Source organism: Streptomyces sp. NPDC001709 (genome assembly GCF_053596375.1).
The window spans coordinates 217,772-231,900 of sequence record NZ_JBSFGB010000006.1 but is presented as its reverse complement, the minus strand read 5'-3'; the positions used below and the strand labels follow the sequence as shown (position 1 = coordinate 231,900).

Sequence of the window (14,129 nt, the reverse complement as noted above, 5' to 3'; positions counted from 1 at the left end):
GACACATGGACAGCCTCGCCGCCCTCGCGCTGCCCGACCTGTGGGACCGGCTCACCGGCACCCAGCCCGACCCCGACCTGTGGGTGGTCCTCGCCACCTCGGCGGCCGCGCTCGCCGTCGTCGTCCCGCACACCCTGTGGCGCATATCCCGCAACGCGATCACCATCGCGCACGAGGGCGGCCACGGCCTGCTCGCCCTGCTCACCGGCCGGCAGCTCACCGGCATCCGGCTGCACTCCGACACCAGCGGCCTCACGGTCAGCCGGGGCAAGCCGTACGGGCTGGGCATGATCCTCACGGCCGCCGCGGGGTACACGGCCCCCTCGCTGCTGGGTCTCGGCGGCGCCGCCCTGCTGGCCGCGGGCCGCATCACGCTGCTGCTGTGGGCGGCGACGGCGCTGCTGGTGGTGATGCTGGTGATGATCCGCAACGCATACGGCGTGCTGACCGTGGTGCTGACCGGCGGCGCGTTCCTGCTGGTGTCCTGGCTGACGGGGCCCCAGGTGCAGGCGGCGTTCGCGTACGCGGTGGTGTGGTTCCTGCTGTTCGGCGGGGTACGGCCGCCGTTCGAGCTGCAGCGGAAGCGGACCCGGGGTGGCGCCGGGGACTCGGACGCGGACCAGCTGTCGCGGCTCACGCACGTCCCGGCGGGGCTGTGGCTGTTCCTGTTCCACGCGGTGTCGCTGTGTTCACTGATCGGCGGGGGCCGCTGGCTGCTGGAGGTGTGACCACCGGGGCGGGGTGCATCCGTACGCGATGACTCCTGCCTCGTTTTCGTTGGGGTTTCACCGCTTTTGATCGAGATCTCCGGCCGCCCCCAGCCACTAAAGTGGAGCGCATGACCGCTAACCCCGCACACACCGCCCTCTGGCCCGCCCCGCACGCGAGCGGAGCCGTCGACGCGACGGTCCACGTGCCCGGGTCCAAGTCGGTCACCAACCGCGCGCTCGTGCTGGCCGCCCTCGCCTCCGAGCCCGGCTGGCTGCGCCGCCCGCTGCGGTCCCGGGACACCCTGCTGATGGCCGGCGCGCTGCGCGCGATGGGCGTGGAGATCGAGGAAGGCGTCGGGCCCGACGGCACCGGCGAGGCCTGGCGGGTGCTGCCGACGGGCCTGCGCGGCCCGGCCACGGTCGACGTGGGCAACGCCGGCACGGTCATGCGCTTCCTGCCGCCGGTGGCCGCGCTGGCCGACGGCCCCATCCGCTTCGACGGCGACCCGCGGTCGTACGAGCGCCCCCTGAACGGTGTGATCGACGCGCTGCGCGTGCTCGGCGCCCGGATCGACGACGACGGCCGGGGCGCGCTGCCGCTGACCGTGCACGGCGGCGGAGCCCTGGACGGCGGCCCGGTGTCGGTCGACGCCTCCTCGTCCTCCCAGTTCGTGAGCGCGCTGCTGCTCTCCGGCCCGCGCTTCAACCAGGGCGTCGAGGTCCGCCACACGGGCGCGACCCTGCCCTCCATGCCGCACATCCGGATGACGGTCGAGATGCTGCGCGCGGTCGGCGCCCAGGTGGACACCCCCGAGTCGGGCGGCGAGCCGAACGTGTGGCGGGTGACACCGGGCGCCCTGCTCGGCCGGGACCTGACGATCGAGCCCGACCTGTCCAACGCCCAGCCGTTCCTGGCGGCCGCGCTGGTCACCGGCGGCAAGGTGCTGATCCCGGACTGGCCGCAGCGGACCGCCCAGCCGGGCGACCGGCTGCGGGAGATCTTCACCGAGATGGGCGGCTCCTGCGAACTCACCGAGTACGGGCTGGCGTTCACCGGTTCCGGCGCCATCCACGGCATCGACGTAGACCTGGGCGACGTAGGCGAGCTGACCCCGGGTATCGCGGCGGTCGCCGCCCTCGCCGACTCCCCCTCGACCCTGCGGGGCGTGGCCCATCTGCGGCTGCACGAGACCGACCGGCTGGCCGCGCTCACCAAGGAGATCAACGAACTCGGCGGTGACGTCACCGAGACCGCCGACGGCCTGCACATCCGACCGCGCCCGCTGCACGGCGGCGTCTTCCACACCTACGAGGACCACCGCATGGCGACCGCCGGCGCGATCATCGGCCTGGCGGTCGAGGGCGTGCGGATCGAGAACGTGGCGACGACGGCGAAGACCCTGCCGGACTTCCCGGACCTGTGGACCGGGATGCTCGGGCAGTAGGGGACGTACGCCATGCGCCGCTACGGCAAGCACACCGACGAGGACGACATCCGCACCCGTCCCAACCGCAAGGGCAACCGGCCGCGTACGAACATCCGGCCCAAGCACGAGGACGCGGCCGAGGGCATGGTCCTCACGGTCGACCGCGGCCGGCTGACCTGTCTGGTCGAGGACCGGCCCGTGATCGCGATGAAGGCCCGTGAGCTGGGCCGCAAGGCGGCGGTGGTCGGGGACCGGGTGGCCCTCGTGGGCGACCTGTCCGGCAAGAAGGACACGCTCGCCCGGATCGTGCGGATCGAGGAACGTACGTCGGTGCTGCGACGCACGGCCGATGACGACGACCCCTTCGAGCGCGTGGTCGTCGCCAACGCCGACCAGCTGGCGATCGTCACGGCCCTGGCCGACCCCGAACCGCGCCCCCGCCTGATCGACCGCTGTCTGGTCGCCGCCTTCGACGGCGGTCTGGAACCGCTGCTGGTGATGACCAAGTCGGACCTGGCCCCGCCGGACAAGCTGCTGGAGCTGTACGGCGCGCTCGACATCCCCTACGTCGTCACCAGCCGGGAGGAACTGGAGAACGGCGACGCGGCGGACCGGGTCCGCGAGCAACTGGACGGCAAGATCACCGCGTTCGTGGGCCACTCGGGCGTCGGCAAGACGACGCTGGTGAACGCACTGGTCCCGCAGGAGCGCAGGCGTACGACGGGACTGGTGAACGCGGTGACGGGCCGCGGCCGCCACACCACGACATCCGCCCTGGCGCTCCCGCTGACGGTCGCGGACGGCTGGGTCATCGACACCCCCGGCGTCCGCTCCTTCGGCCTGGCCCACATCGATCCGTCCCGCGTGATCCACGCCTTCCCCGATCTCGAACCCGGCACGGAGGGCTGCCCGCGCGCGTGCAGCCACGACGAGCCGGACTGCGCGCTGGACGCGTGGGTCGAGGACGGCCACGCGGACCCGGCCCGCCTGTACTCGCTGCGCCGTCTGCTGGCCACGCGCGAGCGCAGGGAAGGGGACTGAGCCGCCGTCGCGTAGTTTGCCGGGGCCCGGGGCCGGTAAGTGCATAATCGCACCGAGCCGGAGATCCGGATCAACGGGAGGACCGCACATGGCGTGGCTACTGGTCATCGTGGCCGGGATGCTGGAGACCGGTTTCGCCGTGTGCCTGAAGCTCTCGCACGGGTTCACCCGCCTGTGGCCGACGATCGCCTTCGCGTCGTTCGCCCTCGGCAGCTTCGGTCTGCTGACCCTGTCCCTGAAGAAGCTCGACGTCGGCCCCGCCTACGCGGTGTGGACCGGCATCGGCGCGGCGGGCACCGCGATCTACGGCATGGTCTTCCTCGGCGACCTGGTGTCCACCCTGAAGATCGTCTCCATCAGCCTGGTGATCATCGGGGTGGTCGGGTTGCAGTTGTCGGGGTCGGCGCACTAGGGCCTGGACGCCGCTGCCGCCGCTGCCGCCGCTGCGGGACGGGGGAATCACACCGCCTGGCGTGGGACGACCGCTCGGATCAGTTCCGCCATGCCGCCCTCCCCCGGCGGTGCCGCCACGCAGGACAGGGCGAGCCGTACGGCGAGTTCGCAGGGCCGGGCCAGCTCGGCGCTCTCGCTGGGGGCGGGGCCCGTCAGGGCGGTGACCGCGCGGTCCCGCACGATCCGTACGAAGTCACGGGGCGTCGGCAGCGGCCCGTCCGCGCGGCGCTGTGCCGGCACCGAGGAGGAGGACGACACGGCGGCAAGCGGCGGGGCGGGCAGCCGTTCGCTCCAGCAGCCGGTGAGCATGGCTCGTACCAGCGCGTTCTCCCGTGCGGCGGAACTCGTCCACTCGGCCATGGCGGTGAGCCGCTCCCCCGGCTCGCCCGGGCCGGCGAGCGCCCGCTCGACTCCGGCCAGATAGCCGTCGGCCTCGCGCCGCACCAGGGCACGGGCCAGCCCGTCCTTGCTGCCGAACTCGTTGTACAGGGTCTGCCGGGACACTCCGGCCGTCACGGCCACGTCGACCATCCGCACCGCGGACCACGGCCGGCGCGCGAGGGCCGTATAGGCGGCGTCCAGTAGGGACTCCCGGGCAGCAGGCATCATCGCCTCCCTGGGGGCGGAGCGACTCTGCGCCCAGATTTGACGCGCTTGTATGCACTGTCAAGGGTTCGCGGGGATTGGAGGGGCGCTTCAGGCCGGTCGAGTCGGGCGGAAGCCGCGGTACCGCCGGCCGGCCCGCCACAGCCTGCGGGCAGCGTTGCCACTGGGCCGGCACCCACCCGGCAACGGCCGCCAGGCCAACCTAGTTTCGGGCACCCGAACCACTCGGACGGCACCCACCCCAGCGGCAGCGGGTAGTCGTACCGCTCAGGCGGCGCCCACCCGGCAACAGCCGCCAGGCCACCCCAGCTTCGGACACCCGAACCACTCGGACGGCACCCACCCGGCAACGGCGGTCGCAACCGCGCGTCGGCAGCGACACCAAATACTCGGGCAGCACCGGCACCCGGCACCGTCGTACCCGCGGTACAGCCCCCGACGACCCGCCCACGGCCCTTGTAGCCCCGCACCGACCCCGGCAGATACCGTTCCCTACATGCCGGACTACCTCGACGACCTACGCCTCGCCCACGTCCTCGCGGACGCCGCCGACGCCGCCACCATGGACCGCTTCAAGGCCCTCGACCTGAAGGTCGAGACGAAGCCGGACATGACCCCGGTGAGCGAAGCGGACAAGGCGGCGGAAGAACTCATCCGCGGCCAGCTCCAGCGCGCCCGCCCGAGGGACGCGGTCCTCGGCGAGGAGTACGGCATCGAAGGCACCGGCCCCCGCCGCTGGGTGATCGACCCGATCGACGGCACCAAGAACTACGTACGCGGCGTCCCCGTCTGGGCGACCCTCATCTCGCTGATGGAAGCGGGCCAGGGCGGCTACGAGCCCGTCGTCGGCCTCGTCTCCGCCCCCGCCCTCGGCCGCCGCTGGTGGGCAGCGAAGGGTCACGGCGCCTTCACCGGCCGCAGCCTGACCTCGGCGAGCCGCATCCACGTCTCCCGAGTCGGCGAGCTCGCGGACGCGTCCTTCGCGTACTCCTCCCTCTCCGGCTGGGAGGAGCAGGGCCGCCTCGACGGCTTCCTCGACCTCACCCGCCAGGTGTGGCGCACGCGCGCGTACGGCGACTTCTGGCCCTACATGATGGTCGCCGAGGGCTCCGTGGACATCTGCGCGGAGCCGGAGCTGTCGCTCTGGGACATGGCCGCCAACGCGATCATCGTCACGGAGGCCGGCGGCACCTTCACCGGCCTCGACGGCCGCCCGGGCCCGCACAGCGGAAACGCCGTCGCGTCCAACGGCCTGCTGCACGACGAGCTGCTGGGGTATCTCGGCCACGCGCCGAGGGGTTGAACGGCGCTTCGCGCCGCTCAACCCCGGTCAGGCCGACTGATCACTAGTCGTCTCCCCGTGGGGGAAGCGGCTGTGGGTTGAGCGCGTGCGAGCAGGATTGCACGTGACAGTAGGTGGCGGGGGCCACCGCACTGGCCGAGACCGCTGCCAGGACGAGTCCGGCGGCGGCGAGGACACCCGGGACCACCGTCCGGACGGCCAGGCGTGCGGCGTGATGACGAGTGGAGTTACCCATGCTGTTCATGGCCTTCTCTTCTCTGCCGGGCGCTGCCGGGCGAGCAGCGCAGCCGATATGGGTGGCTCACGCTATGGCGCCCATCGCAGGGAATGCATGTCCCGACATTTCGGTACTTGACTGGTCGAAGGGCTGCACGCACACACGCCCTCAACTAGCCACGCGCGCCCCCTTGTTGACCTGTCCTTTGCCTGGCACTCTGATCCCACCCCCACTTGTGAATTTGTGAATCCAAGAACTAGCTCGCTGGACTCCAGGAACCAGCCCCACGGACTCCAGGAACTAGCCCGGTGGATTCCAAGGAGGTGGCACACCCCATGCTCGTCCGAGACGCCATGAGCACGGTGATCCTCACCGTCGGCCCCGCCCACACCCTCCGCCAGGCAGCAGCCCTGATGTCCGCCCGCCGCATCGGCGCCGCCGTCGTCCTCGACCCGGACGCCGGCGGCATCGGCATCCTCACCGAACGCGACATCCTCAACTCCGTCGGCCTCGGCCAGAACCCCGACACGGAACGCGCCCACGCCCACACCACCACCGACGTCGTCTTCGCGGCACCCACCTGGACCCTGGAGCAGGCCGCCCGCGCCATGGCCCACGGCGGCTTCCGGCACCTGGTCGTCCTCGACCGCGGCGAGGTGGCCGGAATCGTCTCGGTCCGCGACATCATCCGCTGCTGGGCCCCGGCCCGGGAACCCGCGGCGGCGCTCTGAGCGAGCGGAACGACTCTCCAAGCAAGTGGAACGGGCCGGACCCCGAGCACCGTGGGGTCCGGCCCGCCCTGGGGGTCCCCCAGGTCTTCAAGGCACCGGCAGAGGCGCCGGCAGAGGCACCGGCCCAGTCACCGGCGGAGTCACAGACGGTGCCGCCGACTCGGCCGTGACTCAGTCGCAGCTCAGCCGCGCAGCGCCTGCACCGCCGCCTCCAGCCGCTTGCCGAAGTCGGCGTCGGCGCCCGCGAAGTTGCCGATCGCGCGCTCGACGATGTCCTCGCGCGAGACCGGCGCGATCGCGCCCGCCAGGTTCGCGACCAGGCGCTCCCGCTCCTCCTCCGACATCAGCCGGTAGAGGTTGCCCGCCTGCACGAAGTCGTCGTCCTCGGCGTGCACCGGCGTCGGGTGGTTGCCGGTGGAGCCGTCGACGGCGGTCGACCGCCACAGCGGACGGCCCGTCTGCTGCGGCCCGCCGAAGCTGTTCGGCTCGTAGTTCTTCGCCCCGCCGTGCCGGCCGTCGTAGAGGTAGCCGTCACGGGAGTTGGTACGTGCCTCGGTGGCGTGCGGACGGTTCACCGGCAGGTGGTCGGCGTTGATGCCGACGCGGTAGCGGTGCGCGTCGCCGTACGCGAAGAGGCGCCCCTGGAGCATCTTGTCGGGGGACGGGCCGATGCCCGGCACGAAGTGCGCGGGGCTGAAGATCGACTGCTCGACCTCGGCGAAGATGTTCTGCGGGTTGCGGTTGAGCTCCAGCCTGCCGATCTCGATCGGCGGGTAGTCCTCGTGCGGCCACACCTTCGTGAGGTCGAACGGGTTGAAGCGGTACGTCGCCGCGTCCGCCGCCGGCATGATCTGCACCTGCACGGTCCAGCTCGGGAACTCGCCGCGCTCGATCGCCTCGCGCAGATCGCGCTGGTGGGAGTCGGGGTCCCGGCCCGCGAGCAGTCCGGCCTCCTCGGCGGTCAGGTTCTTGATCCCCTGGTCGGTCTTGAAGTGGTACTTGACCCAGAAGACCTCACCGGCCTCGTTGCTCCACTGGTACGTGTGCGAGCCGTAGCCGTTCATGTGCCGGTACGACGCCGGGATGCCACGGTCGCCGAACAGCCAGGTCACCTGGTGGGTCGACTCCGGCGACAGCGACCAGAAGTCCCACACGTTGTCGGCTTCCTGGCTGCCGGTGTACGGGTCGCGCTTCTGGGTGTGGATGAAGTCCGGGAACTTGATCGCGTCCCGGATGAAGAAGACCGGGGTGTTGTTGCCGACGAGGTCGTAGTTGCCCTCCTCGGTGTAGAACTTCAGCGCGAAGCCACGCGGGTCACGGACGGCGTCCGCCGCGCCGAGGTTGCCGGCCACCGTCGAGAAGCGCAGGAAGACCTCGGTCTCCTTGCCGACCTCGGAGAGGAAGGCGGCCCGGGTGTACTTCGTGACGTCGGCGGTCACGGTGAACGTGCCGTACGCGCCGGCGCCCCGTGCGTGCACGACGCGCTCCGGGATGCGCTCCCGGTTGAAGTGGGCGAGCTTCTCCAGCAGGAGCTGGTCCTGGACGAGGACCGGCCCGCCGACGCCCGCCGTCTCGCTGTTCTGGTTGTCGGCGACCGGAGCGCCGGCCTCCGTGGTGAGCGGTCCCTGCGTCACGCGCGCCTCCTGCGTCAGTGCTGACTAGTCCTGCCCCAGTCCTGTCCTGTGACCAAAGCCGTTCCCGATCCTACATTGGACAAGTTCTAAGTCAAACAGTGATCCAAACTCACACCTATTCCCGTCCTGGTCCCCCTTGCTGTTAGGCTGATATCCATGAGCGACCTTCTGGAACGGCTGCGTGGACGCGGATGGCGGATGACCGCGCAGCGGCGCGTCGTGGCCGAGGTCCTCGACGGCGAACACGTCCATCTGACGGCCGACGAGGTCCATGCGCGGGCTGTCGCGAAGCTGCCCGAGATCTCCCGGGCGACCGTCTACAACACGCTGGGTGAGCTGGTCTCCCTCGGCGAGGTGCTGGAAGTCTCGACGGACAAACGCGCCAAGCGCTACGACCCGAACGCGCACCGGCCGCACCATCACCTGGTCTGCGCCCACTGCGGCGCCATCCGCGACGTCCACCCGACGGGCAACCCGCTCGCCGACCTCCCCGACACGGAGCGCTTCGGCTTCACGGTGTCGGACGTCGAGGTGACGTACCGCGGGCTGTGCCCGGACTGCGCGAAGGCGTAGGAGAACGCTGGAGAGGGGGCGCAAGCCCCCTCTTTTTGCTGCCCGGAAACCCGCAAACGACCGAGGGCCGGAACCCATCTCTGGATTCCGGCCCTCGGCCTTCAGTAGCGGGGACAGGATTTGAACCTGCGACCTCTGGGTTATGAGCCCAGCGAGCTACCGAGCTGCTCCACCCCGCGTCGGTGAACACGACATTACGCGAGGGGAGTGGGCGGAAGCAAATCAGTTACCGGGGACGTGGCGGGGGTCACTTGTTCCCAAGCGAATCGGGCGGGCGGATGGGAAAACCCGCGAAAGCCAAGCGCAGCGTCCCGCAGCGGTCACGCCGACAGCTCCTCACGCAGCGCATCCCGCAACCGCCCCGCCCGCTCCGAAACCTCCGCCGGCCCCAGCGCCACCGCCCGGTCGGCCCACCGCTGCCCCTCCGCCAGCTCCCCCTGACGCGCGTAGACCAGAGCCAGCCGAAGCGCCGCCCGGCCGTGCCCGGCGTCAGCGGCCCGCGTCCACCACACCGCGGCCTCCGGCTCACTCCCCTCCCGCGCCAGCAGCAGCCCGAGATTGAAGGCGCCGTTACGCGACCCGGCCTCCGCCGCGGCCCGGTACCACCGCGCCGCCTCGACCACGTCCCCCCGCGCCGCCGCGAGCATCCCCACCCGCACCTGAGCCCGCCGGTGCCCCTGCGTGGCGGCGCGCTCGTACCACTCCTCGCACTCGGTCTTCTCGTGCACGATCTCGCCCAGCTCATGTGCCGGCTCCGGCGGCCGGCGCGCGTCCAGCAGCGCCGCCAGCCGGTACGCCGCCTCCGCGCTGCCCCCGCCCGCCGCGCACCGCAGATGCCGCTCGGCCTCCTGCTCCTCCCCCTCACGCAGCCGGGCGATCCCGACCTGGAGCGCGGCCTCGGTGTGCCCGGCGGCAGCGGCCCGCTCGTACCAGCGCAGGGCCATGGTCTCCTCGCCGCGTCCGGCGTACAGGATCCCGAGGTTGAACGCGGCGTCCACGCTCCCGGCCTCGGCGGCCTTGGAGAACCACGGCTCGGCACCGGTGGCGTCACTGCCCTGCAGCAGCAGGATGGCGAGCGCGTTCGCGGCCTCCCGGTGCCCGGCGTAGGCGGCCCGCCGGTACCACTGCTCGGCCTGCGCGGTCCGCCCCTGCTCGGCGCAGAGCAGCCCGAGGTTGTACGCGCCGTTGTCGTCGCCCGCGTCCAGCGCCGCCCGGTACCAGCGCTCGGCGGTCTGGGTCTCGCCGCGCTCGGCGTGCAGGGCGCCGAGCGCGTTGGCCGCGTTGCCGTCGCCGTCCTGGGCGGCGCGCAGCCACCACACGGCCGCGCTCTCGCTGTCCCCGGCGTCGCGCAGCAGGAAGGCCAGCGCACAGGCGGCCCGGGGTTCGCCGTCCTTGGCGGAGGTCAGATACCAGCGCCCGGCCTCCTTCAGCTCCCCGCGCTTCTCCAGGATCGCCCCGAGGTACAGCGCGGCACGCCGGTGACCGCGCGCGGCGGCCTGCCGGTACCACTGTTCCGCCTCGGCGACAGCGTTGTCGCCGCCGCTCTCCTCCTCGCGTGTGGCCGTGCGGTCGAGCTCACGTTCGGCTGTACGGTCGAGTTCACGTCCGGCCGTGCGGTCGAGTGCCCGTGCCAGCCGGTAGGCCGCCTCCCGGTGTCCGCGCTCGGCGGCCGCCCGCATCCAGTGCTCGGCGCCGACATCCCCGCGGTGCTCCAGCAGGTCGGCGAGCGCATAGGCGCCGAGGACGTGCCCCTGCTCGGCGGACTGGCGCAGCCAGTACTCGGCGGCGGGCTCGTCCCCGCGCTCGCGGTGGTAGCGGCCCAGCGCGTGCGCGGCGGCGGCGGAACCGGCGACGGCGGCGATGCGCCACCAGCCGGCGGCCTCCTCGGGGTAGCCGCGCTGATGCAGAAGGACACCCAGGTTGTTGGCGGCGGCCCGGTCACCGGCCGCGGTGGCGGCCCGCAGGTGGGGTTCGGCTCCGTCGAGGTCACCGCGGCGCAGCAGCAGGGCGCCGAGGACGCTCGCCGCCTCGGCGTCGCCGCTCTGCGCGGCGAGCCCGAGGCGTACCTCTTCGGCCGCGTCCCCCATATCGGTCAACTCGTCCCGGGTCGGCTCCTCAACGGAAGGCTGCACAAATCGCCCTGACTCGAACAGAGTTGCCTTGTCCCCCATAACGTCCATCGTCGCACCACCTGCAACCTGGGTACACCCGGTATACCGCAGCCCGTGAGGTCACTTCAGCGTTTTGTCGACATGCCCACAGGGAGACAAGTCAAACACACACCACTCAACTCCCCACGGCGGCGCGGCCGTCCCTCCCCTCAGTACATGAGTTCGCACACCACGAAGGCCCGGATCCCATGGGATCCGGGCCTTCGACTGCAGTAGCGGGGACAGGATTTGAACCTGCGACCTCTGGGTTATGAGCCCAGCGAGCTACCGAGCTGCTCCACCCCGCGCCGTTGCTGGACAACCGTACCACGGCGCGAGGGGCACTTGATCAACTCCCGCTCTTGCCGTTCGTCTTGTCAGGCTTGGACTGTGCCTCCTGGGCCCGCTTCAGCGCGTCCTGAAGATCCTTCTGCGCCTTCGCGTACGCGTCCCAGTCCGGCCCGTTCTTCAGCGCCTGCTGTCCGGCGTCGAAGGCCTTCTGGGCGTCCTGCAGTGCCTGTCTGACCGTCGGATTACCGGTGCTGGGCGGATTGCCGGTGCCCGTGTCCGGTGGCGTCGTGGTCGACCCCGTCGTGCCGAGGACCTTGTCCAGGGCCTCGCCGAGCGTGTTCTCGAACGCGGTCCTGCCCTCGTAGGTGACCAACACCTTGCGCAGCAGCGGGTACTTCAGTCCGCCACCGCGTACGTAGACCGGCTCCACATAGAGCAGTCCTCCGTCCAGAGGCACGGTCAGCAGGTTGCCGTACTCGACCTCGGAGTCGCCGCCCTTGAGGAGCTTGATCGCCGCGGCGATGTCCTGTTCGGAGTTGAACTGGCTCTGCACCTGTTTCGGCCCGTCGACCGTCGTGCTGGTCGGCAGTTTCAGGATTCTGATCTTGCCGTAGTCGCCGCTGCCGGCCTCGGCGTCGACCGTCATGAACGCGCTCAGGTTGTCCCGCCCGTTGGGCGTGAACGTCGTCGACAGCGAGAACGCCTGCTCGCTCTGGTCGGGCATCTTCATACTCAGGTAGTACGGCGGCACCGCGTTGCCCGACTTGTTCGTCGGGTCGTCCGGCACCTGCCACACCTCGCTGCCGGTGAGGAACGTCTGCGCGTCCGTCACGTGATAGCGGGTGAGCAGCTCGCGCTGGACCTTGAACAGGTCCTGCGGATAGCGCAGATGGGACATCAGGTCCTGGGAGATGGCGTTCTTCGGCTGCACCGTGCCCGGGAACGCCTTCATCCAGGTCTTCAGCACCGGGTCCTGGGTGTCCCACTGATACAGCTTGACCTCGCCGGAGTATGCGTCGACGGTCGCCTTCACCGAGTTGCGGATGTAGTTGACCTGGTTCTGCTGGGCCACCACCGTGCGGTTGTTGTTGGTGGCGGTCAGCGAGTCGGCCGTCGTATCCCCGAGGGTCGTACGGGAGGAGTACGGGTAGCCGTTCGACGTCGTGTACGCGTCGACGATCCACTGGATGCGGCCGTTCACGACGGCCGGGTAGGCGTCCCCGTCGATGGTCAGCCAGGGGGCGACCGCCTCGACGCGCTCCTTGGGCGTGCGGTTGTACAGGATCCGCGAGCCCTTGCCGATCGCGCCCGAGTAGAGGATCTGCGGCTCGTTGAACGCCACCGCGTACGCGGCCCGGTTGATCGGGTTGTCGAGGTTGACCCCGCTCTTGCCCTGGTAGCTGGTGGTCTTCTCACCGCTGTCGTCGGAGTAGTCGATCTCCTTCTGGGGACCGCCGACGATGGAGTACGTGGTGGTCTTCTCGCCGTAGTAGATCCGCTGCTCGTACGTGGGCAGGTCGCCCTTGGACGGCAGGTCGGACTCGGTGAAGACCGGCTGGCCGTCGGTGGCCTCGGTGCCCTTGGCGGCGACCATGCCGTAGCCGTGCGTGTAGCGGAAGTGGTCGTTGATCCAGTTGTTCTTCGGGACGCCGTCCAGGTTCAGCTCGCGCAGGCCGATGACCGTGTCCTGCTCCTTGCCGTCCTTGGTGGGGTACCGGTCGACGTCCAGGTTGGTCGGGAACCCGTAGTAGTTCCGCATCTGCTGCAGCTGCTGGAACGTCGGCGAGACGATGTTCGGGTCCATGATGCGGATGCTCGCCGCGTCGTTCCCGTCGTCGCGCAGCTTGGTCTTGTCCGAGGTCGTGGACTTGCCCGCGTACTCGGTGACCTTGGTGTCGTCGATGCCGTACGCCTCGCGGGTCGCCTTCAGGTTCTTCTGGACGTACGGGGCTTCCTTGGCCTGCTCGTTGGGCTGGACCTGGAACTTCTGCACGATCGCCGGGTACAGCCCGCCGATCAGGATCGCCGAGAGGACCATCAGGCCGAAGCCGATGACCGGCAGCTGCCAGGTGCGCCGCCACAGCGTGGCGAAGAACAGCAGCGCGCAGATGACGGCGATGCAGAACAGGATCGTCTTCGCCGGCAGATAGGCGTTGGCGTCGACGTAGCGCAGGCCGGTCCAGTTGTCGGTCGCCTTGAAGTCGCTGGACTTGACGGCCAGGCCGTACCGGTCGAGCCAGTAGGCGACGGCCTTCAGGGCGACGAAGATGCCGAGCAGCACCGACAGATGCCCGGTCGCGGCGGCGGTGGCCCGCGCGCCGGGGCTGGTGACGCGCAGCCCGCCGTACAGGTAGTGCGTGAGCGCGGCGGCGATCAGGCACAGGATGGCGGCGGCGAAGCCGAAGCCGAGCAGAAAGCGGTACCAGGGCAGGTCGAAGGCGTAGAAGGAGACGTCGAGGTGGAACTGGGGATCCTTCTGGTGGAACGGCACGCCGTTGACCCACATCAGCCAGGTCCGCCACTGGCCGGCCGCGGAGGCGCCGGCGATCAGCCCGACGAGCGCGGTGACGGCGAACAGCAGCCACTTCTTGTAGGGCGCGATACCCATCCGGTAGCGGTCGAGGCTCTGCTGCTCCATGGACATGGCGCTCAGCGGGGGCCGCAGGCGGTGCGCCAGCCAGATGTTGACCCCCACGGCGACCGCCATCAGCAGACCGAAGACGAAGAAGAGGCCGATCTTGGTCCACAGCGTGATCGTGAACACGGACGAGTAGTGCACCGACCGGTACCACAGCCAGTCCGTCCAGAAGCCCGCGAACATGGTGAACACCATGCCGAGGACGGCCAGGACGCCCAGTGTCATGAGCAGGGCCCGGACCCGCCCGGACGGGCGGCCCGCTCTGATCCGTGGCCCCGTCGGGCCTCCGCCGCGGTCCGGCATCTGGAAAGCCAAGGTGCGCACCTCGAAGTTCGCTGTCGATCCGTCAGGCCCT

The 14,129-nt window shown here is 70.5% G+C and carries 11 protein-coding genes and 2 tRNA genes; 7 read left to right on the top strand and 6 right to left on the bottom strand.

The window, feature by feature from the left end; all coding sequences use genetic code 11:
• Nucleotides 1-5 precede the first annotated feature (5 nt).
• The 4 genes from ACWC0C_RS11870 to ACWC0C_RS11855 all read left to right on the top strand — a co-directional run bounded on the left by ACWC0C_RS11870 (nt 6) and on the right by ACWC0C_RS11855 (nt 3,590).
• Nucleotides 6-728 carry a M50 family metallopeptidase gene (locus ACWC0C_RS11870; protein ID WP_450863477.1) on the top strand — a complete coding sequence of 241 codons (723 nt, stop codon included), beginning with the start codon at nt 6-8 and terminating at the stop codon, nt 726-728.
• A 110-nt stretch (nt 729-838) separates the two neighbouring features.
• A complete protein-coding gene (aroA, locus tag ACWC0C_RS11865) occupies nt 839-2,155 on the top strand; it encodes a 3-phosphoshikimate 1-carboxyvinyltransferase (protein ID WP_450863475.1) in 1,317 nt (438 codons plus the stop codon).
• 12 nt (nt 2,156-2,167) lie between these two features.
• Nucleotides 2,168-3,178 carry a ribosome small subunit-dependent GTPase A gene (gene rsgA / locus ACWC0C_RS11860; protein ID WP_449200684.1) on the top strand — a complete coding sequence of 337 codons (1,011 nt, stop codon included), beginning with the start codon at nt 2,168-2,170 and terminating at the stop codon, nt 3,176-3,178.
• An 88-nt stretch (nt 3,179-3,266) separates the two neighbouring features.
• Entirely contained in the window at nt 3,267-3,590 is a 324-nt protein-coding gene (locus ACWC0C_RS11855; protein ID WP_449200683.1) for a DMT family transporter, read from the top strand.
• A 47-nt stretch (nt 3,591-3,637) separates the two neighbouring features.
• Here ACWC0C_RS11855 and ACWC0C_RS11850 read toward each other — a convergent pair whose 3' ends face one another.
• Nucleotides 3,638-4,237, bottom strand: a complete 600-nt coding sequence (locus tag ACWC0C_RS11850; protein WP_450863646.1) for a TetR/AcrR family transcriptional regulator — start codon at nt 4,235-4,237, stop codon at nt 3,638-3,640.
• Nucleotides 4,238-4,733: 496 nt separating this feature from the next.
• Here ACWC0C_RS11850 and hisN point away from each other — a divergent pair, with 496 nt between their 5' ends.
• A complete protein-coding gene (gene hisN, locus ACWC0C_RS11845) occupies nt 4,734-5,540 on the top strand; it encodes a histidinol-phosphatase (protein ID WP_450863472.1) in 807 nt (268 codons plus the stop codon).
• 552 nt (nt 5,541-6,092) lie between these two features.
• Nucleotides 6,093-6,488 carry a CBS domain-containing protein gene (locus ACWC0C_RS11840; RefSeq protein WP_449200681.1) on the top strand — a complete coding sequence of 132 codons (396 nt, stop codon included), beginning with the start codon at nt 6,093-6,095 and terminating at the stop codon, nt 6,486-6,488.
• 182 nt (nt 6,489-6,670) lie between these two features.
• Here the strand turns inward: ACWC0C_RS11840 and ACWC0C_RS11835 are convergent, their stop codons facing one another.
• The gene (locus tag ACWC0C_RS11835) at nt 6,671-8,122 is read right to left on the bottom strand and encodes a catalase (protein ID WP_449200680.1); all 1,452 of its coding nucleotides are present in this window, start codon (nt 8,120-8,122) and stop codon (nt 6,671-6,673) included.
• A 156-nt stretch (nt 8,123-8,278) separates the two neighbouring features.
• Here ACWC0C_RS11835 and ACWC0C_RS11830 point away from each other — a divergent pair, with 156 nt between their 5' ends.
• Nucleotides 8,279-8,695 (top strand): Fur family transcriptional regulator, encoded by a 417-nt coding sequence (locus ACWC0C_RS11830; RefSeq protein WP_450863469.1) that lies wholly within the window; start codon nt 8,279-8,281, stop codon nt 8,693-8,695.
• A 105-nt stretch (nt 8,696-8,800) separates the two neighbouring features.
• Here ACWC0C_RS11830 and ACWC0C_RS11825 read toward each other — a convergent pair.
• From ACWC0C_RS11825 to ACWC0C_RS11810, 4 genes are all read right to left on the bottom strand, one after another.
• Nucleotides 8,801-8,874 (bottom strand) — tRNA-Met (locus tag ACWC0C_RS11825).
• Between the two features lie 141 nt (nt 8,875-9,015).
• On the bottom strand, nt 9,016-10,875 hold the full coding sequence (locus ACWC0C_RS11820) for a sel1 repeat family protein (RefSeq protein ID WP_450863468.1): 1,860 nt from the start codon (nt 10,873-10,875) through the stop codon (nt 9,016-9,018).
• 204 nt (nt 10,876-11,079) lie between these two features.
• Nucleotides 11,080-11,153 (bottom strand) — tRNA-Met (locus ACWC0C_RS11815).
• 41 nt (nt 11,154-11,194) lie between these two features.
• Entirely contained in the window at nt 11,195-14,077 is a 2,883-nt protein-coding gene (locus tag ACWC0C_RS11810; RefSeq protein WP_450863644.1) for a UPF0182 family membrane protein, read from the bottom strand.
• Nucleotides 14,078-14,129 lie beyond the last annotated feature (52 nt).